We start from the raw sequence: 20,929 nt of genomic DNA, 5'->3' as shown, positions 1-20,929 counted from the left end.
GATGCGCGGCTTCTTATATGGAGCGCGCAAACAGTTCCGGGGTTGGGCTTCCCTGGCGCCTCCGTGGCCGAACCCTGAAGAACAGGGCACCCCGGCACGGATGGGGGCGACAGGTGAGGATTCACCGGTTGACGCCCGGTGTCAGCGTGCTGCAAGGGCCGTGAGCCCGAAAAAGCCGACGAAGTATAGCCCCTGGCTTGGCCGGACGCAATTTGCTGGGCTGGCGGGCGGTTCTGACTGCCTTAATAAGTAAGCGTGATCGTGATCGTGTCGCTGTAGCTGCCCGGAACGGGGGCGGGGTGCGGGAATACCCGCCCGTAGACCGTGAACGATGCGTCTTGATTTTCACCCACATCGCTTGCCCCGGTGGCCGGGGCATCACCCCAGGGGATGAGCAGCGCCGGGTCGCGGTACAGCTCGTAGGGCAGGAAGTTGCCATTGGACGCCATCCGGCGTTGCCCGTTGTCCGGGTTGCTGCCGTTGTTCAGCGTCATCGTCCATGCGACATCGGTGGCACAGCGCATGCGTATCAACGATGTCTGGTTGCGCGGGGTATCAAGGCGGGTGGTGCTGCCGAAGTCCAGGTCGGTGGCGATGCTGATCAGGCATGCGCTGGCTACTTGTGCGCTGACAGTGCCAAAAAAAAATTCGGATTGGCCAGCACCTCCCAGCAATGGAAACGTTCCGTCGCGACAGTTCGCTGCGGTGGGTGGTGCCAGCAGTGGCGGGCCATAGCTGTATCTGAGGATGGAAGGTCCTGGGCTGCCTTCGTACAGGTACGCCGCTGGCAGTGCCTGGCCACCCGGAACGCGGGCATAGATGTTGAACGGGATCTGCTGCGGGCTCAATGCACTTGCCTGAACCGAGATGGCATAGACCGGTTGGCTGCCACCAAATGCGCCGAGCAGCTGTGTCTGTGCCGGGTTTGAATAGAAATCGTAGTTCATCATGGCGCCTGCGTCGTTTGTCATGCGGCGCGGTGCCACCCCACTGGGCATGCCTTCGCCAGGAAAAATGCAGGCGGTTATCTGGTTGCCGAACGGCGGTGAACCTTGGCAACTTACGACGAGGGTGGCTGCTGCATCGGTGGTGGCCGTGCCGCGGATTTCGCCGAAATCAATGTTCGGGGTGCGGGTTACCTGACAGCTTTGCGCCAAAGCTGAGCACGGCAGGTACGCCAGTGCCAGCTGCATGAAGAGGCGCGCGCCGAGGTGTGGGCGTCGCTGCGCTGCGCTGATCATGGTTGGCACTGCAGCGGTGTGGCGTAGTCCTCGGCATACTGTGCCGTTGTTGGCAGCGGCAGCATGCAGGCAGTGCCTTGCTCAATGGTGATGAGCAGGCGTGCGCCGACGGGTGGGTCCGCCAGGTACACCGCGCCATCATGACCAACGACGGTAGTTGCCACGGTCTCGCCTGCCAGTTCGACCGCCACCTGGCTGCCAGTGGCGAGCCACTGCCCATCCATGCCGCGCAGCTGCAGGCGCATCGGATGGCTGGGTTGCAGCTTGAAATCCACCCTTGCACCGCTGCCGGATGCAGGCACCACCTGCCGCTGTGGCGAGTCCAGCAGCATGTCCATGGGCAAGCCCAGGGTGTCAATGCTGATCTGGTTGCGCTGCCAAGCGCGCAGGGGGGTGACCAGCAGTTGCCCATCCGCATTGGTCTGGCCGACCAAGCGGTTCTCCAGCCGCACGGGGACATCGGCCACGCCGTTGGTGGACACCAGCGCGAATGCATCATCGACGCGGCGCAGTGTATGCAGGTCATTGCCGAACCAGGCGAGGCTGCCGACGGCATCGGCATAGCCCAGGGTGCCGATGCCGCCGCTGTGGTCTGCACCGATCCGCCACTGGCTGGCTTCGCTCAGGTGGCTGAGCTCGGCACTGCCGCCGCGTTGGTCACCCAGGCTGGCCTGCGCGCGCCAGCCCCAACCGCCGGCATCGGTCGGCAGGCTGCGATTGGCCTGCAGCGACAGCTCGTTGCCGCCAGCACCATGCCGCAGGTTGCTGGAGAACTGGGTCCGACGGTCCAGCGGCATAGAGAAATAGAAGTTGGCACTGTCCATCCCCAGGTTGCCGAGATCGTGATGAAACTGCGCACTGAGCCAAGTGCCGCCACCGAGGCTGCGCGACCAACCCAGCCCGGCCAGGCGTGTGCGTGGGTTGCCGGGATAGCTCTGGGAAACGTAGCTGAGGCTGAACTGGCCGCTGCGCGCGTTGCCAACACCCAGGAATAACTGGTCGGTGCGCCGCGGCAACAGTGCATCGGCGAGCAACGCCGCCGCATCGCGGAAGTCGGCACTGCGGCGCTGGCTGCTGGCAGAAACATTGAAGCCGCGCGAGCTCCATTGATAGGCAAGTGTTTGCTGATGCCCTAGCAGCGCGCCGGCGCGACTGCTTGTGAACGAACTGCTGAGCATTCCAGCGCGCTTTCCCAGCAGGGCGACCGCGCCGATGCCGGCCAAGCGCAGCTCCGCGCTGAGCTCGGCATGGCCTTCGATGGTCAGTTGTTCGTACAGCCCATGGCGAACGCTACCGCTGGCCATGGGTCTGTGGTCGTACGCGAACGAACGTTGGCCATAGTCCTGGCGCAGCACACCAACATCCAGCGACCAGTCGGTCAGTCCGGTCTGCAGCAGCTTGGGTGTGCCGTACAGCGAAAATTCCAGCATGCGGCTTTGGCCGTTGATATCGGTCACCAGCAACTGTGCCTGGCCGCTGCCGTTGAGCGCGGCCGCGGTGTCCAGTTGGAATTGCCCAGGCTGCACGCTGCGGCTGGCTTGGCGGATGCCGTTTATGTACAGGTCAACGGTGGACGGTAGTACTGCTTCACCGGCGAACGAGGCCAGTGGGGTGGTCACCCGATAGGGCTGCAGGGAAAAGTTACGCGACAGGTGCATGCCACCGATGCGGCTGGCGCGTGACCACTCCAGCGCGCCAGTTACCGCGTCGCCCAGGCTGAGGCTGAGCATCGGGCCGGGCAGGTCCAGCTGCCAACGGCTGTCCAGCCGGGTGCTGCCTGCTTGCCAGCTGCCGCGGTTGCCAGCCACGCGGCTGGTTTGGCTGCTGCTCCATACGCCAGGGCCTAGCCCGAACACGCGCAGTTCCGTGTAGCTGCTTGCGTTGCGGTATCGACCCAGTTGCTGGGCGTGGAGGTCGTAATTGAGCAGCACGCCCGGGCTGCTGTCGCTGACCGGCAGCAGTTCCGGTGCGTTGGATAGTTGCAGATGGGTGCGTGGGTGATCAATCAGTTCCAGCGGCACCTGCAGTGCCAGCCGTTGATTGCCTGCGTCGTAGTCGATCACTGCGCCCGGCAATTGGGTCAGTGCGATGTTCTGCTCGCCGTTGGCGATGTCAGCCGGCAAGCGCAGGCCAAGCTCACGCAGGGTCGCTATGCTGGCTGACAGGGTCTGCTCCGAAAGCTCAAACCGCGCCAGCCTGGCAACGTTACTGCGGTTGATGCGTACCTCCAGATACAGCGGCTGTGCAGCGCCAGCGTGCGTGCCATCAGCGCGCGCCAACGCCGCAGAAGAAAAGAGAGATCCACTCGCCATGAGCATTGCCAGATCAACGGCCAGTAAAGTGCAGCGGCTGCGGGAGGGAGGCATCGTTCAGCCTGGCCTGCAAGGTGCCGGTGGGAGGGAGGGTGGAGGGAAATGGCAGCGTCCAGTGCATCTGTTGGCCGGCCAATACATAGCCCAGCAGACCTGGTGTCAGATCGATTGCCGGGCCGACCTCAGGCAGCCAGCGCAGCTGACTCAAGCGAATCCGCTGAGCGCCGGTGTTGCGCAGGGTCAGGCTCAATTGGCCGGCCTCTACCTGCCAAGTAGCCTGTAGCCGGTGTTGGTCGACGGGCGCTGTGTTGCCGAGTTCGCGTAGTGATGCGCCCGTGGGCAAAACGAAGACCGGTATGGAATAGCGCAGCAGGAACTGCAGGCCTTGCGGGGTTGTGCCATGGGCGCTGGGAAGTTCATCCACCAATAGCCGGTAGGCCTGCTCTTGGGGGGCGCCCGATGGCAGTGGCGGGGGCCTGACCACACGCACCAGTTGGCGTTGCCCTGCGCCGATCTGGACGATGGCCGGGCTGGCCAACAGCATCTCGGAGGGTTCGAGCACATCGGTGGAATTGGTTTGGGTCCAACGTTGCACGCGCACCTGAGCATGCAGGGCTTGGTCGCCGGTGTTCTCCAGCCACAGCGCCTGTGCCTGCTGTGAATCACTGAACTCCAGCAGGATGGGGGCAACCTGCAGGTTGCCGCCGCTGGCCAGGGCCGTGATCAACAGCAAGGCCAATGCCAATGCGCCGCGGCGCAGCGTTCGGGGGGCGGTGCTGGGCGTCGGCCTGCGCAAGGAGGGCATTGGCTTGGCGCTCAATAGGTGATGGTCGCTATCACCGTGTCGCCATAGCTGCCGGCGGGCGCATCGGTGGACGGCACGCGGCCATAGACCGGGATGGTCTGCGCACTGGCGTTGCCGGTGCCGGCCAAGGTATCGGTACCGATCACTTCACCCCAGAAGTTCTGACGCCCGGCATCGCGGTACAGGCCATAGGCCACGAAATTGTTGGCACCGTCACTCATGCGTCGGTTGTTGGCGGCGGCGGTAGTGCTGGTGGCGTTGGCGCCGGGGTTCATGCCGATGGTGTAAGGGGTGCCGTTGGTGCAGTTCACCTCCAGGTTGCCTTGGGCGTCGGCGGGAGTGCCGGTAGCGCGGGCCAGGGTGCCAAAGTCGATGTCACCAGCGGCGACGGTCTGGATGTCGCAGGACTCGGTGATGACAATACGCACTTGGAACTGCGCAGTCTGGGTTGCTGCTTGGGTGATGCCGGCAAATACTGTCAACGCAATGATGCTGGCGGTTGCAATGAGAAGTGTGCGGGTGAGCATGTTGATTCTCCCGGCGATTGGCGGCGGTTGCGATGCCAGTGGGTATGTCGCTGGCATGCGAGCAAAGCTAAGCACGCCAAGGTGGCGTTGACACGCATTCACGGCGAGTTGCGCGCCTGAACGGGTGATCTTGCTAAGTTCAGTCAATTGGCTTCGTGTCTGCTTTGGCTGGCACGGCTGTGTGCTGTTGTGCTGTCAGTGCGCGCCGGGCAAGCTGGGGCATGCAGTGAGGGATGCTCTCTGACGCCATTGCGTCAGATTTGCTGTGATTGTGGTTGCAGTGCTCAGTAGGTCAGGGTCAGGGTGACCGTATCCTGGTAGCTTCCTGGCGCTGCGCTTGGCTGGGCCGGTACCTGGCCATATACCGTCAGGTCCTGTATTGCACCGGTGCCGACGCCACTGACGCTGTTGATCTGGGTGTTGCCCCAGCGGCTCAGGTGGGTAGCATCGCTGTAGAGGTCGTAGCCAATGCGCTCGTCCGCTGCTGCCATGAATCGTTTGCCCGATTGGGCATGCAGGCCATCGTCCAGCGTGGCCTGCCAGGCCACCTCGGGGGTGCACTTGAGTTGAACGGTGGTGGTCTGCGCACGCGCCGACTTGAGTGCGGACGTTGTGCCGAAATTGATATTGGCTAGTGCGCTGATGCGGCAGCTGCGCGGTACGGTTGCATGCACGCCACTCCAGTTGAAGCTGATGTCGTCTGCGCCACCGAGGTGCCCGGGAATGCGGTCGCGGCAGTCGCTTTCCAAAGGGGCATAAATGTAGCCATAGCTGTAACGGATGTAGGCGTTGTACGGGGTGTCCCGATAAGGAAGGTTGCCTGGCAGATTCTGGCCGCCAGGCACGCGCCCGTAGATCGGGATCCGGATGCTCAGGTTTTCGCGGGGAGCAATCCGGAAGCTGAGGCTGTACAGCGGGTAGCCGCTGGAGTGCGGTCCTATCAATTGGCTGCGCGCGGCGTCGGCGTACATGTCGTAGCGCATGAAGGCGCCGTTCCCGTTGGACATCAATCGCGGTGCAACCGCGCCCGCCGTACCGGTGCCGACAAACAGGCAGACCCTGACCAGGGCTGCGGTCAACAGGGTGGCTGTGCCGCCGTAGCAGTTCAGTGTCAACGAGGTCTGGGTGTCCTGATAGCTGGTGCCCGTTACCGCGCCGAAGTTGAGGGTCGGCGAATTCGATGTGGAGCAATACGGTGCGGCCAATACATGCATTGCTGGCAGATGCAGCGCAGTGACCAGCAACAGTGGGTAGGTCCGTGCCCAGCTGCGGCGAAGCGGGGACGGTGTTGTCGGGCGCGGTTGCAGCATCATTCGCACATCACATCCTCCAGGTCGATGCGGCCTTCCAGTGCTGGAAGTGCGGGCAACGTGACGCTGCAGCCGCCGCTGCCGGTACCGAATCGCAGTTGCGCCTGCGCGGGCGGATTGAGTAGATAGATTTTGCCTTCATGGCCGATATGGTGGGTTGCCGCTGGCAGGTCTGGCGCTTCGAGGGTGATCTGGCTGCCGGCAGGCAGCCACCGACCATTGCGATCACGTATGCCTACATGCAACGCCAGCGTACGGCGCATGGCGAAGGGCACCAGCACGCCGCGGCGGGTTTCCGGAACAACCTCTTTGCTGGTGTTATCCAGCTGCATGTCGGCTGGCAGGTGCTGCGGATCGATGGACAGCTGATTGCGCTGCCAGGCGCTGAGTTGTGAGACCAGCAGTTGCCCGTGCTTGTTGGTGCGGCCGACGCTGCGGTTGTCCAGCTGCACCGGTACGTCGGCCACGCCGGCGGTCGAAATCAGCGCGAAGGCGTCGTCAATACGTGGCAATGCATGCGCATGGCCGCCAAGCCACGCCAGCGCGCCGTTTGCGCTGGCATGGAGTTGCGTGGCGCTGCGCTGTGTGTCGTCTTGGTCCAGGCCGACTGTCCATTGGCCATGCTGCCCACGACGGGCGATTTCGCCACGCACGCCGCGCAGGTCACCGTCGGCGCTGAGCTGTGCGCGCCAGTCCAGTGCGCCTTGCTGGACGGCGGAATGGTTGGCTTCCAATGACAGTAGATTGCCGTGCCGACCATGTCGAAGTGACGCTGCGCGGGTGGTGTGGCGATCCAGTGGCTGTGACCAATAGGCGAACGCGCTGTCGCCGCGCTTGTCGCTCAGGTCGCGGTTGAAGCTGAGGTTGAGCTGGCTGTTGTTGGACAGCGTATGCGACCAGTTCAGGCTGGCGTAGCGGCTGCGCGGTAGTTCGAGGTGTTGCTGCGCTACATAGCTGAGGCCGAGTTGGCCAAGCGGCGTGCTGATCCCGGCAAACGCCTGCTCGCTGCGGCGTGGCAGGGTGGCCTGCTCTTGTACCGCGGCGACGTCACGGTAACCGGCGGTGCGTCGCAACGTACTGGCGGACAACGTGAGCTGACGTGAACTCCATTGGTAGCCAAGGCCCTGCTGGCGTCCGCTGCGGAGCCCCGCGCGGCTGCCGGCCAATGATCCGCTGAGCACGCCGCCGCGCCGGCCAAGCAGCATCACCGCGCCCAGCCCGGCCTGATGAATGCTCTGGCTGCCTTCGGCATGCCACTGCAAGGTCAGGCTGTCGCTGAATCCATGGCGGAGGCTGGCGCTGGCAAGGGGCTTGTTGGCATACGCGAATGAGCGCAGGCCGTAGTCACGACGGATTGTTCCCAGTTCAACGGACCAATCCGAGAGCCCTGCCTGCAGCAGTTCGGGCGTTCCATAGAGTGAGAAGCCCAGCGTCCGGCTCTGTCCGTTGATATCGGTGATGACCAGCGTGGCTTGGCCGGCGCCGTTGAGCGAGGGGCTGCTGTCGAGCTGGAAACGCCCAGGTGGCAGTTGTTGGCTGGATTTGCGGATGCCGTCGATGTACAGATCCACCGTCGAAGGCAGGATTGCCTCGCCGGCAAATGAGGCGGGTGGGGTGGTGATGCGATAGGGCTGCAACGAGAAATTGCGCGACAGACGTATGCCACCAAAACGCAGTGCGCGTGACCAGTCATGTGCGGCGGACAGGCTGTCGCCAATACTCAGGCTGAGCATTGCCTCGGGAAAATCCAGCTGCCAGCTGCTGTCCATGCGCGTGCTGCTGGTGCGGGCTCGGCCATGCCCACCATTGCTGCTGAAACCATGGGCCAGCGCATTGCTCCAGATACCGGCGCCGATGCCAAACAGGCGCAGCTCGCTGTAGCTGCTCAAGCTGCCCGCGCTGTCGCTGTGTTGGCCATACAGGTCGTAGTTGAGTACGCCGCCGGCGGCGCGCTGCTCGGGATCGGGACGAGGGTGATCAATCTGGCGCAGATCCACAAGGGTTGGCGGATGGTCGAGCATGTCCACCGGTACCTGCAGATCGATGCGTTGCAGTTGAACGTCGTAGTGGAGTCTGACGCCGGGCAGCGACGCCAACGGGATCAATCCCTGCCCGCTGGCCGCGGCAGGCAGTTTGAGTCCCAACATGAGCAGTTGGGTGTGGCTGGCGAACAAGGTGTCCTGGCGGAGCACGAAACGGGTCAAGCCGCTGATGTCGATCTGGTTGACGCTGACTTGCAAGTGCAACTCGTACTCTCCGCTATCGTCCAAGCGTGCAGGTATTGCCATGCCGGTTCCCTCAGCGAGCGCGGCTGCGGAGGCAGCGGCAATCGCAAGCCCGACGCTAACGGCCAATAACGACCTGCGGCAGAGGTTGGGGGTCGGCATCGTCATTGAGTTTGGCGTGGAGGGTGCCGTTGACTGGCAGTGGGGTCGGCAAGGGGAGCGTCCAGCGCATCTGCCGGCCCGCCAGCACATAACCAAGCAGGCCAGGGGTGATGTCGATGGGTGATCCGGAAGCGGGCGTCCAGCTCAGCTGACTGATGCGGATGCGCTGCGTGCCGCGGTTGTGCAGAGAGAAGGTGGCGGTGCCATCGCGGACCTGCCAATCACCCTGTAACTGGCTGGCGTCGGTGGGAGTGTGTTTGCCGCTGCGTTCCAATCGTGGCGTCACGCCCTCCGGCAGCACAAACACAGGAATGGAGTAGCGCAGTAGAAACTGCAGGCTGGAGCTTGCGCTGCTGGCGCTACCGGGCAATTCATCAACGATGAGTCGGAAGGCGCTTTCACCCACCTGGCTGCCGGGATGCGCTTGCAGCATCCGCACCAATTGGCTGTGGCCGGTATCGATATCGACCAGTGGTGGACTGGCGAGCAGAGCATCGGTGGGTTGCAGCAGTTCCTGCCCGCCATCCTGGGTCCAGTGCTGCACCCGGACCTGTGCACGCAAGGGCTCGCTGCCCGAGTTGGTCAGCCAGAGCGTCTGCGAGGCCTGTGCGTTACCGAATTCCAGCAGGATGGGGGCAACCTGCAGATTGCCGGCGCTGCCCGGCAGCAGCGGCAGCAGTGCAAGTACAAGGATGGTGGCGAGCCGTGTCAGGCTCGCCACCCGCATCCGGGGCGGGTGGCGATTGTTCACGCGGCTGGCCTGCTCAGTAGGTGACAGTGGCGGTGATGGTGTCCAGGTACACACCTGCGGGCACGTTGGTCGCAGGCACCCGGCCAAATACCGGTATCGATTGCGGCGCCGCGCTGCCGATGCCGGCGACGGTGTTGGTGCCCAGCACCCGGCCCCAGAACTGGGTGCGGGCCGCATCCCGGTACAGGCCGTAGGGCACGAAGTTGTTGTCGGCGCTGATCATGCGTCGGTTGTCGGCGGCGGCGGTGGCGCTGCTGGAGTTGAGGCCTGGGTCCAGTGCGATCTGGTAAGGCGTACCTTTGCTGCAGTTGAGCTGCAACGCGCCCTGGTTGTCGATCGGGGTGGCGTCGGTAGAGCGGACGTGGGTACCGAAGTCGATATTGGTGGCGCTGACCGTGTGCACGTCGCAGGACTCGGTAATGGTGATCTTGACCTGGAACTGCGTGGTGTCTGTTGCTGCGTGGGCGGCACCGGTTGCGGCAGCGACGGCGATACAGGCGAACAGGGGGGCGTTGCGGAGCTTCATGGTGATCCTTGGAGAAAAGACAACGCAGCTGTCGTGCTCTGCGCAGGCCGGTTTACGGGCCTGTCGCGGTGCAGCAGGTGCGGATTGAGTCTGTTCCCAGGTTGCCCGTGAGGGGTATGAGATATGTCCCAAGGCAGGAATTTCTGTGATGCGCGTGCGTGTAATCAGCCCCGTTCCAGCGGGGTTTGGGCCGGTGCGAGGCATTCGATTGGGACGATTCGCATGAGTATGGAAGGTCGGCCGTCGGCCGGGTGTGCCCAGTCAGGGAAGCCCGGTTTGGCCCCCGGCCGGTTCCCTGATTACGCGTTCATTAATGTGAAATACTTAGCGAAATAGCCCAAATGGGGGATAATCGGCACATGGCAATCCAACTGAAAACCCCCGAAGAAATCGAGAAGATGCGCATCGCCGGCCGTCTGGCGGCTGAGGTGCTCGACATCATCACCCCGCACGTCAAGCCCGGTGTCACCACCGAAGAGCTGGATCGCATCTGCAACAACCACATCATCAATGTGCAGGGCACCATCCCGGCCAATGTGGGCTACCGCGGATTCCCTAAGACCGTGTGCACCTCGGTGAACAACGTCATCTGCCACGGCATTCCCAGTGAAGCCAAGGTGCTCAAGGACGGCGACATCGTCAATATCGACGTGACCGTCATCAAGGATGGCTGGCACGGTGATACCAGTCGCATGTACTACGTCGGCACGCCGTCGGTGATGGCCAAGCGCCTGGTGGAAACCACCAAGGAAGCAATGTGGCGCGGCATCCGTGCGGTCAAGCCGGGCGCGACCCTGGGCGATGTGGGTCATGCAATCCAGGAGTTCGCCGAAGGCGAGCGCTTCAGCGTGGTACGTGAGTACTGCGGCCACGGTATCGGCAAGGTCTACCACGACGAACCGCAGGTGCTGCATTACGGCCGTCCGGGCCAGGGCCTGGTGCTCAAGCAGGGCATGACCTTCACCATCGAGCCGATGATCAATGAAGGCACCCGTTACACCAAGGTACTGCCGGATGGCTGGACCGTGGTGACCAAGGACCGCAAGCTCTCGGCGCAGTGGGAACACACCATTGTGGTGACCGAGGATGGCGTTGAGGTATTGACGTTGTCGCCGGCGGAATCCGCGCAGGCATGACCTCACTGCCGGCGGGCCCGATTCTGGACACGCCGGCAGATCCTGCCGGTGACGCGCAATGGGCTGCCGATGCACGGCAGTCACTTGCCCATACCGATGCCCGCCTGGGCAAACGCTTCGAGCAGACCGACAATGTCGAACGTCTGCCCGGCCTGCGCACGCGCGCGGTCGATCAACTGATCATTGAAGCCTGGCAGCGCTGCATTCCTGCGGCGGCAGGCTTGGCCCTGTTCGCGGTTGGCGGCTACGGCCGTGGCGAGTTGTTCCCGCGCTCGGACATCGACCTGCTGGCGCTGGCCGAAACCGAAGTGCAGCAGCGCCACGAAGCCGCACTGGCACGTTTGTTCGCCTTGTTGTGGGATGCCGGCTTACCGGCCAGCCATGCGGTGCGCTCGGCAACCCAGTGTGTACACGCCGCGGCTGATCAGACGGTGCTGACCGCCTTGATCGAGGCGCGCCCGCTGGTTGCTGATGCAACCGCCCAGCATGGACTGGCGCGGGCGATCGCGCCGAGTCTGGTATGGCCGCCGCGCGAGTATTTCCTGGCCAAACGCGAAGAACTGCTGGCACGCCACCAGCGTTTCGGTGACACCGCCGACAACCTCGAGCCGGATATCAAGGATGGCCCGGGCGGCCTGCGCGATCTCAATACGCTGGGCTGGATGGCGCTGCGCGCCTTTGGCGTCAGCAATATCGATGCGCTGGTCGGGCTGGGCCATCTGGGCCTGGACGAGGCCGCCGCGCTGAAGCGCGAACGCCAGGTATTGGCGCGGCTGCGCTTCGGCCTGCACCTGGTGGCGCAGCGTCCGGAAGAACGGCTGCGCTTCGATTACCAGAAGACCTTGGCCGCACGCATGGGCTTTGGTGATGACGCCGAGAGCCTGGGCGTGGAAAAAATGATGCAGGGCTTCTATCGCAGTGCGACGGTGATCCGCCGCATCAGCGATCGTCTGCTGCAGCGCTTTGAAGAACAGTTTGACGGCGAAGCCACGCCGCTGCCGGTAGGCGAGGGTTTCTCGCTGCGTCGTGGATATCTGTCTGCTGATGATCCGTTCTGGCCGCATGGCGACATCCGCAGCATTTTTGCCTTGTTCGCCTGTTGGGCGCGCACCGCCGATGTGCGCGGCCTGCACTCGATGACCGCACGCGGTCTGGCCGAGATGCTGGACGAAATTCCTGCCTACACCGCCGTGGACGAGACCGTCCGCGAGCAGTTCATGGGCTTGCTGCGTGGGCCACGCGCGGTCGACACGCTGGCACGGATGGCACGCCTGGGCGTGCTCGGCCAGTGGATTCCTGCATTCGCCGCGGTGTCCGGGCGCATGCAGTTCGACCTGTTCCATGTCTACACGGTGGACCAGCACACCTTGATGGTGCTGCGGAACATGGCCTTGTTTGCCAGCGGTCGTGCCGACGAGCGTTTCTCCATCGCGCACGAAGTCTGGCCGCGCCTGCGCAAGCCGGAATTGCTGCTGCTGGCCGGCCTGTTCCATGACATCGCCAAGGGCCGTGGCGGTGACCATTCCGAACTGGGCGCGGTGGACGCACGCGAGTTCTGCAGCGCACATGGCTTGAGCAGTTCTGATACCGAGCTGGTGGCGTGGCTGGTCGAACAGCATCTGCGCATGTCGATCACCGCGCAGAAGCAGGACATCACCGATCCCGAGGTGATCCACCGTTTTGCCGGTCTGGTCGGCGACCGTGACCGTCTCGATTACCTGTATCTGCTGACCTGCGCCGACATCGCCGGCACCAGCCCCAAGATGTGGAACGCGTGGAAGGACCGGCTGCTGGCCGACCTGTACTTCGCCACCCGCCGCGCGCTGCGCGAGGGCTTGGAGCATCCCTTGCCGGAAGCGGAACGGGTGCAGGAAGCGCGCGACAACGTGCGCGAACAGATGCGTCTGCTTGGCCATGAGGATGCGGTGATCGATCGCCAGTTCGCGGCCATGCCGGATGAAAGCTTCGTGCGCTTCCGCCCCGAACAGCTGGTCTGGCAGGCTGCGTCCCTGGTGGAAATCCACAGGGGCGGCACCTTGGTCAAGGTACGGCGGATCACGCCCGAGAGTGATGCGCTGGAAGTGTTCGTACACTCGCCGGATCGCGACGGCATGTTCGCCGCCATCGTCATGACCCTGGACCGGGCCGGCTACGGCATTCACCGCGCCCGCGTGCTCGACGGCCCCGACGACACCATTTTCGATACCTTCGAAGTCACGCCTGCGGGCAGCTTTGCCGATGGTGACGCTGCGCGCCTGGAATCCGTGCTGCGCAAGGCGCTGGCCGGTAATATCCTGATCCTGCGCCCCTCGCGGCGGGTGATGCCGCGCCAGCTCAAGCACTTCCGCTTCGCCCCGCGTATCGAGTTTCTCGACGCCAGTCATGAAGGCCGGACTGTCTTGAACCTGGTGGCGCCGGATCGCCCCGGCCTGCTCGCCGATGTGGCGCATGTGCTGCGTGACCAGCGCCTGCGTGTGCAGGATGCACGCATCGCCACCTTCGGCGAGCGCGCCGAGGATCAGTTCCAACTTACCGATCGCCACGATCACCCCCTTACCGAAACCTCCATGCAGGCTTTGCGTGACGCATTGCTGGCCTGCCTGGATCCCGACAACAAGCCAGGAGACCCCCACTGATGGCAAGCAAGCCCGCAACCAAGAAGACCGTGACCAAGAAGACCGCCAAGAAGGCTGCGCCTGCAAAGGCCGCGCCGAGCAAGGCCGTAGCGCCGAAGAAAAAGGCCGCAGCAGCGACCAAAACGGCCGCCAAGCCTGTTGCGAAGACGGTCAAGGCACCGGTAAAAAAGGTTGCCGCTGCCAAGCCGAAGTCGGCCAAGCCGGTGACGCCGTCGGTAGGCCCACGCAGCCTGCGCAAGCCGCCGGCGCCGGGCGTGGCCGAGCTGAAGTTCGGTATTGAAAGCGCATTCGAGCGCCGCACCATGCTGACCATGGACGAGATCGAAGGTTCGACCCGTGCGCTGGTCAACCGCGTGATCGACGGCCTGGAGTCCGGTGAATTCCGCGTCGCCGAACCCGATGGCAACGGTGGCTGGAAGGTCAACGAGTGGTTGAAGAAGGCTGTATTGCTGTACTTCCGTGTCAACGACATGGCGGTGATGGACGGTGCCCCGGCACCGTTCTGGGACAAGGTCGAGTCGCGCTTTGAAGGCTACGACGAGGCCGCCTTCCGCCAGGCCGGCGTGCGCGTGGTGCCGGGTGCGATCGCTCGCCGCGGAACGCACTTCGGCAAGGACGTGGTGCTGATGCCGAGCTTCACCAATATCGGCGGTCACGTCGGTGAGGGCACCATGGTTGATACCTGGGCCACGGTGGGTTCGTGCGCGCAGATCGGCAAGCATTGCCATCTATCCGGCGGCGCCGGTATTGGCGGCGTGTTGGAGCCGCTGCAGGCCAGCCCGACCATCATCGAAGACCATTGCTTCATCGGCGCGCGTTCGGAAGTAGTGGAAGGCGTGGTTGTCGGCCACCACAGCGTGATCGGCATGGGCGTGTTCCTGAGCCAGAGCACCCGCATCTACAACCGCGCCACTGGCGAAGTGACGTATGGCTATGTACCGCCGTACAGCGTGGTGGTCAGCGGCTCGCTGCCGTCCAAGGACGGCACGCATTCGCTGTATTGCGCGGTGATCGTCAAGCAGGTGGACGCCAAGACCCGCAGCAAGACCAGCGTCAATGATCTGCTGCGTGGGTTGGCGGACTAAGCCTCGCCGGAGGCGCAGCGCCGTCCCTTCTCCCGCGAGCGGGAGAAGGTGCCCCGAAGGGGCGGATGAGGGGAGCTTTTGCTTCGCTCTTATTCTGAGGGCTAGAAGCTTGGCCAATGAGCTAGAAGCTTCCCCTCACCCCAACCCCTCTCCCGCAAGCGGGAGAGGGGCTTTGTCATGCGGGCTTTGGATTTCAGAATGACCACGATCTACGGATTAAAAAACTGCGACACCTGCAAGAAAGCCACCAAGTGGCTGGACCGCTTCAACGTCGCTTACACCTTCGTCGATTACCGCGACAACAAGCCCAGCCCGGAAACCCTGCTCGAATGGGCCGGCAAGGCTGGTGGCTTCGCCGCGATGATCAACAGATCCTCAACCACCTGGCGGCAGCTGCCGGACAACCGCAAGTCGCCCGAGTCCGATGCCGAGTGGAAGCTGCTGCTGCGCGAATACCCGCAGCTGATCAAACGCCCGCTGGTCATCACCGACGACGACAACCTGAGCCAGGGCTTCAGCGACAACGGCTTCAAAGCCCGCTTCAACATCGCCTGATCCGCCACCGCACGTAGGAGCGGCGTAAGCCGCGAAGCCACCGATCCATAAGGCCGCCATGAACGACGTACTAGCCCTGACCTGCGACCTGATCGCACGCCCCTCGGTAACCCCGGAAGACGCAGGCTGCCAGCAGTTGGTCGCCGGCCGCCTCAACGCTGCCGGCTTCAACTGCGAGCACCTGCGTCTGGGCGAAGTCGACAACCTCTGGGCCACCCACGGCAGCGGCGCGCCGGTATTGGTACTGCTCGGCCACACCGACGTGGTGCCGACAGGCCCGGTCGAGGCCTGGAGCAGCGACCCGTTCAAGCCGGAAGTTCGCGACGGCGTGCTGTACGGGCGTGGCACTGCCGATATGAAGGGCAGCGTCGCCGCCTTCGTGGTGGCTGCCGAACAGTTTGTTGCCGCACACCCGAACCACCCCGGCACGCTGGCAGTGCTGCTGACCAGCGATGAGGAAGGCGACGCCATCGATGGCGTGCGCCACGTCGCCAGACTATTCGTCGAGCGTGGGCAGGGCATCGACTGGTGCATTACAGGTGAGCCGTCATCCACCGCCAAGCTCGGTGACCTGCTGCGTGTCGGCCGTCGCGGCAGCCTCTCGGCCAAGCTGCGCATCAAGGGCGTGCAGGGCCATGTCGCCTATCCGGACAAGGCAAAGAACCCGATCCATCTGGCCGCACCGGCCCTGGCCGAGCTCACCGCCCGCCATTGGGACGACGGCTATGAAAGCTTCCCGTCCACCAGCCTGCAGATCTCCAATATCAACGCCGGCACCGGCGCCAACAACGTGATCCCTGGCGAGCTGCAGGTGATGTTCAATCTGCGCTACAACCCGTATTGGAGTGCGGACAAGCTGGAAACAGAGATAGGTGCGCTGTTGGACCGTCATGGCTTGGATTACGACCTGCATTGGCACCGTAGCGGTGAACCGTTCTATACCCCGGAAGGCCGTCTGCGCAGCGTTGCGCGTGACGTACTGGCCGAGTTCGCCGGTGCCGCGCCGGAAGAAAGCACCGGCGGTGGGACCTCCGACGCCCGTTTCATCGCTCCCTTGGGCGCGCAATGCATCGAGGTGGGACCGGTGAATGCCAGCATCCACCAGGTCGATGAGAACGTGCGCGTGGCCGACCTGGAAGCGCTGCCTGACCTGTACCGGAAGCTGATCGAAAAACTGCTGGACTGAACTGTTACGGTGCAGGTGCACAATCTTGCCGGGGGGGCGAGATGGACAGGGTTCAAATGTGGTTCCGTATTGGGCTGATGGCCCTTGTGCTGGTATGCGTGCCGCCGTTCGCGCACGCCAGCACCACGATGCATGGCTTGCCATTGCTACGGCAGTTCGCCGCCAGCCAACTGCCGGGGTCGCCGACCTATCCAGACGTGGTGGTTGACCGCGCAGGTAATCTTTACGCCGCCAGTGGCGAAGGGGTGATGATCTTCCGCAGCGGTGTATGGGAGCTGCTGGAGGCTGCTGGCGAAGCGCCGGTGTACTCGATCATGCTGGCGCGCGATGGCAGCATCTATGCCGCCGGTGCGGGTGTGTTCGGGCAACTGCGACGTCTGCCAGACGGCACGCACAGATTCATCGACCTGTTGCCACGCTTGGCCAATGCTGGCTTGGTGCAGAGTCCAGTGGAGGTCTATTCACTGGGAGAAACGTCCCGTGGCATTCATGCGGTTAGCGCCGGGGCATTGTTCGTGCTCGAAAAGGATGGCAGCACTACGCGGCTACAATTTCCAGCCGGTGCGCGTGCGCGCCCGCTGGTGGCAGGCGATGTGGTCTATTTCCGGGTTCCCGGGGAAGGCCTATACCGCGTGGACGGGGTCGCAATGGTTCGTGTCGAGGGCATGGATTCACTGGCAAAATTGCGTGTCCCCGCCGCCTGGGCGTATCGCGGCGGCTTGTTGTTTGCCGCTGCCGATGGTTTCCATTTCAGTGATGGCAAGCATCTGCGCAAGCTCGATACCGAGGCTGATGCCGCGTTCCGTCTGCATGAGCCGTATACCGGCATTGCCTTGGCCGATGGAGGCTTCGCGATAGGTAGTTTCGACGGCACCATCATGCGCTTCTCGCCTGGCTTGCGCCTGCTCGATAGTTTCGCTGCCTGTGCGGGCGAGATGCACGATCTGGAGGAAGATCGCGAAGGTGCGGTATGGATCTCCGGCGAAAATGGAATCGCACGCCTGCGCTGGTCGCTGCCTTGGACGCGCTATGGGCGCCTGCAGGGGCTGAGCGGACGCATCTTCGACAGCACCTGGTACGACGGTCGCCTATGGGTGGCGAGCACGGGTGTGTGGAGCGCGCAGCCCTCTGCGGCCGGTACGCCGATGTTCTCGCAACTGCAGTGGTCGCGCCGGGATCTGGAAACCTTCGCGCTGGAAGGAACAAGCGCTGGGCTCCTGATCGGGGATCGCTACGGTCTGGCGGTGCTCGATCCCGGGCAAACGCAACCACGGCGGCTGCTGCCCTCGATGCTGGGTGACAGCGTCAGCAAGCTGGTGCCCTCGGTGTACGACGGCAAGCGCATGTTCGCGGTGAGCAACAGCAGAGTCATCGTGCTTGGCCAACGCGACGGGCGCTGGCAGCTGCAGGCGCAATGGAAGATCGGTGGCCGGGCGGCTGACGGGCTATATGAAGTCGCCGCTGGCGAGTTGTGGGCTGGTGACGCCGGCGGTGGCGCGAGGCGTTGGCGTTTTGCGGCGGATAGTGGCCGGTTGCTCGCGGAACAGCGTTTTGGGGCGGCGCAGGGTCTGCCTGTCGCGGCGGGGCAAGGCACCCGTTTATTCCGTAGTGATGGCGTGCTGTATGCGATCTCCGGCAAGCAGGTGCATCAATTGCAGGGCGAGCAGTTCGTTGCCGCTGCGTTGCCCGTGCTGCCGGGGCTACAGGCGCCGATGGAATTGGAAGGCAGGGACAATACCAAGGGAAGCTTCGCTTGGACGGCACGGCAGTTGTGGTGGCGCAAGCCAGGTGCCAGTACGTTCAAGCTACAGCAGGTCAGCGACAGCCGCGTCCCCGGCTTCATGACAGTCGCCCTGCACAGCGATGGGCAACTGCGCGTGGTTACCCGCGACAGCGTGCTGCAGCTGGATCCTGCTGCGGTTGAATCCACCGCAGCAGCACCGCAGGCGCGGCTTGACCGCGTCGAACTGCAAGGCCCGAATCACCCGCCAGTGTTGCTGCCGTTGTCGCCGCATACGGTGCCGCACCTGCCAGCCGGCGCGGGCTTGGCCTTGCGCTTCGGCGTACAGGGCATGGAGCCGGAGGTCGAGTTCCGCTATCGGATGGAGGGGTACCACGACGAATGGTCGCCGTGGGCGGCCGGACGCGAGCTGACCTACCAGCGCTTGCCGGCTGGGGCGTACGCCTTCCAGTTGCAGGCGCGGATGATGGGTGGCGCGCCGACCGAGACGATGCGCTACCGGCTGCAGATTGCGCCGTTCTGGTATCAGCGACCGTGGGTGCGGGTTGCCTTTGCTGTAGCCGGCTTGTTGCTCATTGTGATGGTGGTGCGTTTACGTACGCGCGCCATCAACGAACGCAACCGCTTGCTGGAACAGAAGATCAGCGAACGCACGGCCGAGCTGCAACGTGCCAACTCCCGGCTATCGGCTTTGGCCGTGACCGACGGGCTCACCGGTATCGCCAACCGCCACGCGATGGAGAAGGCCTTGCCGCGTGCCTGGCAGCGCTGCTCGGAGCGGCAGGAACCGTTGGCGGTGATGATGATCGACGTGGATCACTTCAAGCAGTTCAACGACACCCACGGCCATCATATTGGCGACCTGCAGTTGCGTCGCGTGGCGCAGACGCTGGCCGCGCAGGTGACCGGTGCCGAAGAGCTGGTCGCGCGCTACGGCGGAGAGGAGTTCGTGCTGATCCTGCCGGGTTGCGACGAGCAGATGGCATTGGCGCGCGGTGAACGGCTTCGCAGTGCGGTGGAGCAGGTGACTGGTGCGGCAGGTCAGCGGGTGACGATCAGTGTCGGTGTGGCGGTTTGCACCCCGGTATCTGAGGGAGACCCGATGGCATTGGTGCGCTGCGCCGATCAAGCGCTGTACCGGGGCAAGCGTGAGGGGCGGAATCGGGTGGATGTTGCCAGCCTTCAAGAAGATGCCTAGCCGATGGTGGCTGCAGGCAATATCAATTCGGCCGTTTGTCACACTGCACGCGTAGCGTGGTCTGCGGGCTGAGGTGGGTGCCGGCGCTGCGTCGCGCGTGCATGTCGGAAGCAAATCTTCCGCCAGAGCAGCGCAATATGGCTATAGTGCCGGTGTTGGACATCGCTTTCAGTTTGGCTGGATGAAAGTCGCTCACGGTCCAGAGGGGCGATGCGAGCTGAAGAATCCTGCGTTGCTTGCACAAGCGTGGCGTTGCTCCGCCACATCGGCTTAACTCAGACCCTGGTCCAAGGAAGACATGAGTCACATACAGCGTTTTCAGACAAGGCAAGCCAGCGTTGCGGATATCGGGACGCTGGTTGCGCTCTTTGACGCCTATCGGGTCTTTTATGGCAAGCCCAGCGATCTGGTGCTGGCGCGCACGTTCCTGCTGGAGCGCTTCCAGCACAACCAGTCCGTGATCTTTCTTGCGCTCCGGGACAGCGGTGCTGCAGTCGGATTCACACAGCTTTATCCCAGTTTTTCGTCCGTTTCCGCGGCCCGCAGCTTCATCCTCAACGATCTGTTTGTAGTTCCTGAGGCGCGGCGTACCGGGGTCGCTGCCCAGCTGTTGGGGGCTGCGGCAGACTATGGGCGTGCGGTTGGTGCGATACGGCTTTCGCTGTCCACGGCTGTCAGCAATGAATCCGCACAGGCGCTGTATGTATCCGAGGGCTGGGTGCTTGATACCGACTTTCATGCTTACAGCCTCTCGCTGTAAGTCCAGTAATGCCGTCCGACCGACGGCTCTGGAGTCAATCAACAATCAATCCAAACGCAGCCAACGCCGCCGCAGCCTGCCGCTGTGAGATCACCGCTTTCTTGAAGTATTTCGTATCCATCACGTTGAGCCCGCTGATATCGGTATTGCGCAGGTCGGCGCCTTCGAAGCGGGTCAGTCGGGTCTGTGCGTTGCGCAGGCTGCCACCAGTGAACACGGCGTCGCGGAAGTCGCAGCCGGACAGGTCGGCGTCGGAGAAATCCATGCCTTCCAGTTCTGCCTTGCGGAACGACATTCCACGCAGGTCGGCGCTGACCAGCAGACAGTCGCGGAACTCCAGCGCCCAGCCGCTTACTTCCTGCAGGTGGGCGCCGGTCAGCTTGCAGTCCTTGAATTGCACCGACGACAACGTGGCGCGGCGCCAGAAGCTGTTGTTGAGGTCGCAGTGATCGAAGCGCGAGTCACTGACTTGGGCGGAACTGAAGTCGCATTGGCTGCCGCGGCATTTCTGCCACTGGCTTTCTTCCAGTGATGCGGCCAGCCAGTTTGCCTTGCTCAGCGAGCACTGTTTGAACTGGTAGCCATCCATATCCAGGCGCGAGAAATCGCCGTCATCCAGCGTGCAGGATTCGAACACCGCTGCACGCGGATGCGCACGGATGATCTGCTGCATGCGTGCGCGGTCGATGGTTTCTTCGCGGAAAACCGGAGTGCTCGTCATGTTCAATTCTGCTGGTGCCAGTGGGTCATTCTGCGCGACATCGATCTACTGA

16 protein-coding genes are annotated in these 20,929 nt (G+C 63.5%); 7 read left to right on the top strand and 9 right to left on the bottom strand.

The genetic code is table 11. The annotated features are described in order from the left end of the window. Positions 1–242: 242 nt before the first annotated feature. The 8 genes from ACVOMB_RS09060 to ACVOMB_RS09025 form a co-directional block, all read right to left on the bottom strand. Positions 243–1,241 (bottom strand): Csu type fimbrial protein, encoded by a 999-nt coding sequence (locus tag ACVOMB_RS09060; protein ID WP_481530863.1) that lies wholly within the window; start codon positions 1,239–1,241, stop codon positions 243–245. Beyond that, a complete protein-coding gene (locus ACVOMB_RS09055; protein WP_481530862.1) occupies positions 1,238–3,553 on the bottom strand; it encodes a fimbria/pilus outer membrane usher protein in 2,316 nt (771 codons plus the stop codon). Before ACVOMB_RS09055 ends, ACVOMB_RS09060 begins: the two co-directional genes overlap by 4 nt. Before the next feature lie 13 nt (positions 3,554–3,566). After that, a complete protein-coding gene (locus ACVOMB_RS09050) occupies positions 3,567–4,358 on the bottom strand; it encodes a fimbrial biogenesis chaperone (protein ID WP_481530861.1) in 792 nt (263 codons plus the stop codon). Between the two features lie 11 nt (positions 4,359–4,369). Further along, entirely contained in the window at positions 4,370–4,885 is a 516-nt protein-coding gene (locus tag ACVOMB_RS09045) for a Csu type fimbrial protein (RefSeq protein ID WP_481530860.1), read from the bottom strand. Positions 4,886–5,169: 284 nt separating this feature from the next. Further along, positions 5,170–6,198 (bottom strand): Csu type fimbrial protein, encoded by a 1,029-nt coding sequence (locus ACVOMB_RS09040; RefSeq protein ID WP_481530859.1) that lies wholly within the window; start codon positions 6,196–6,198, stop codon positions 5,170–5,172. Further along, the gene (locus ACVOMB_RS09035; RefSeq protein WP_481530858.1) at positions 6,195–8,483 is read right to left on the bottom strand and encodes a fimbria/pilus outer membrane usher protein; all 2,289 of its coding nucleotides are present in this window, start codon (positions 8,481–8,483) and stop codon (positions 6,195–6,197) included. Before ACVOMB_RS09035 ends, ACVOMB_RS09040 begins: the two co-directional genes overlap by 4 nt. Before the next feature lie 55 nt (positions 8,484–8,538). Beyond that, entirely contained in the window at positions 8,539–9,333 is a 795-nt protein-coding gene (locus tag ACVOMB_RS09030) for a fimbrial biogenesis chaperone (protein ID WP_481530857.1), read from the bottom strand. A 13-nt stretch (positions 9,334–9,346) separates the two neighbouring features. Continuing rightward, on the bottom strand, positions 9,347–9,859 hold the full coding sequence (locus ACVOMB_RS09025; RefSeq protein WP_481530856.1) for a Csu type fimbrial protein: 513 nt from the start codon (positions 9,857–9,859) through the stop codon (positions 9,347–9,349). 359 nt (positions 9,860–10,218) lie between these two features. Here ACVOMB_RS09025 and map point away from each other — a divergent pair, with 359 nt between their 5' ends. The 7 genes from map (at position 10,219) to ACVOMB_RS08990 (ending at position 20,156) form a co-directional block, all read left to right on the top strand. Continuing rightward, complete coding sequence (gene map, locus ACVOMB_RS09020) at positions 10,219–10,995, top strand: type I methionyl aminopeptidase (protein ID WP_481530855.1); 777 nt, start codon at positions 10,219–10,221, stop codon at positions 10,993–10,995. 20 nt (positions 10,996–11,015) lie between these two features. Then, on the top strand, positions 11,016–13,631 hold the full coding sequence (locus ACVOMB_RS09015; protein ID WP_481530889.1) for a [protein-PII] uridylyltransferase: 2,616 nt from the start codon (positions 11,016–11,018) through the stop codon (positions 13,629–13,631). Then, entirely contained in the window at positions 13,631–14,716 is a 1,086-nt protein-coding gene (gene dapD, locus ACVOMB_RS09010) for a 2,3,4,5-tetrahydropyridine-2,6-dicarboxylate N-succinyltransferase (RefSeq protein ID WP_481530854.1), read from the top strand. The genes ACVOMB_RS09015 and dapD overlap by 1 nt, the downstream gene beginning before the upstream one ends. A gap of 198 nt (positions 14,717–14,914) precedes the next feature. After that, positions 14,915–15,271 carry a Spx/MgsR family RNA polymerase-binding regulatory protein gene (locus ACVOMB_RS09005; protein ID WP_481530853.1) on the top strand — a complete coding sequence of 119 codons (357 nt, stop codon included), beginning with the start codon at positions 14,915–14,917 and terminating at the stop codon, positions 15,269–15,271. Between the two features lie 58 nt (positions 15,272–15,329). Then, complete coding sequence (dapE, locus tag ACVOMB_RS09000) at positions 15,330–16,457, top strand: succinyl-diaminopimelate desuccinylase (RefSeq protein WP_481530852.1); 1,128 nt, start codon at positions 15,330–15,332, stop codon at positions 16,455–16,457. 56 nt (positions 16,458–16,513) lie between these two features. Further along, positions 16,514–19,396 (top strand): diguanylate cyclase, encoded by a 2,883-nt coding sequence (locus ACVOMB_RS08995; protein ID WP_481530851.1) that lies wholly within the window; start codon positions 16,514–16,516, stop codon positions 19,394–19,396. Between the two features lie 298 nt (positions 19,397–19,694). After that, on the top strand, positions 19,695–20,156 hold the full coding sequence (locus ACVOMB_RS08990) for an N-acetyltransferase family protein (RefSeq protein ID WP_481530850.1): 462 nt from the start codon (positions 19,695–19,697) through the stop codon (positions 20,154–20,156). A gap of 34 nt (positions 20,157–20,190) precedes the next feature. Here the strand turns inward: ACVOMB_RS08990 and ACVOMB_RS08985 are convergent, their stop codons facing one another. Further along, on the bottom strand, positions 20,191–20,877 hold the full coding sequence (locus ACVOMB_RS08985) for a pentapeptide repeat-containing protein (protein WP_481530849.1): 687 nt from the start codon (positions 20,875–20,877) through the stop codon (positions 20,191–20,193). Between the last annotated feature and the right edge of the window lie 52 nt (positions 20,878–20,929).

The organism is Stenotrophomonas sp. STEN018, from assembly GCF_056760235.1.
The sequence above is the reverse complement of the archived record's forward strand: the minus strand, read 5'-3'. Positions and strand labels throughout refer to the sequence as shown.

Coding starts and splice junctions, on each gene's coding strand:
- ACVOMB_RS09035 (WP_481530858.1), bottom strand. CDS start 8,483: ATGGCAATACCTGCACGCTTGGACGATAGCGGAGAGTACGAGTTGCAC.
- dapE (WP_481530852.1), top strand. CDS start 15,330: ATGAACGACGTACTAGCCCTGACCTGCGACCTGATCGCACGCCCCTCG.
- ACVOMB_RS09060 (WP_481530863.1), bottom strand. CDS start 1,241: ATGATCAGCGCAGCGCAGCGACGCCCACACCTCGGCGCGCGCCTCTTC.
- ACVOMB_RS09005 (WP_481530853.1), top strand. CDS start 14,915: ATGACCACGATCTACGGATTAAAAAACTGCGACACCTGCAAGAAAGCC.
- ACVOMB_RS09050 (WP_481530861.1), bottom strand. CDS start 4,358: ATGCCCTCCTTGCGCAGGCCGACGCCCAGCACCGCCCCCCGAACGCTG.
- ACVOMB_RS08990 (WP_481530850.1), top strand. CDS start 19,695: ATGAGTCACATACAGCGTTTTCAGACAAGGCAAGCCAGCGTTGCGGAT.
- map (WP_481530855.1), top strand. CDS start 10,219: ATGGCAATCCAACTGAAAACCCCCGAAGAAATCGAGAAGATGCGCATC.
- ACVOMB_RS09040 (WP_481530859.1), bottom strand. CDS start 6,198: ATGATGCTGCAACCGCGCCCGACAACACCGTCCCCGCTTCGCCGCAGC.
- ACVOMB_RS09025 (WP_481530856.1), bottom strand. CDS start 9,859: ATGAAGCTCCGCAACGCCCCCCTGTTCGCCTGTATCGCCGTCGCTGCC.
- ACVOMB_RS08985 (WP_481530849.1), bottom strand. CDS start 20,877: ATGACGAGCACTCCGGTTTTCCGCGAAGAAACCATCGACCGCGCACGC.
- ACVOMB_RS09055 (WP_481530862.1), bottom strand. CDS start 3,553: ATGGCGAGTGGATCTCTCTTTTCTTCTGCGGCGTTGGCGCGCGCTGAT.
- ACVOMB_RS08995 (WP_481530851.1), top strand. CDS start 16,514: ATGTGGTTCCGTATTGGGCTGATGGCCCTTGTGCTGGTATGCGTGCCG.
- ACVOMB_RS09045 (WP_481530860.1), bottom strand. CDS start 4,885: ATGCTCACCCGCACACTTCTCATTGCAACCGCCAGCATCATTGCGTTG.
- dapD (WP_481530854.1), top strand. CDS start 13,631: ATGGCAAGCAAGCCCGCAACCAAGAAGACCGTGACCAAGAAGACCGCC.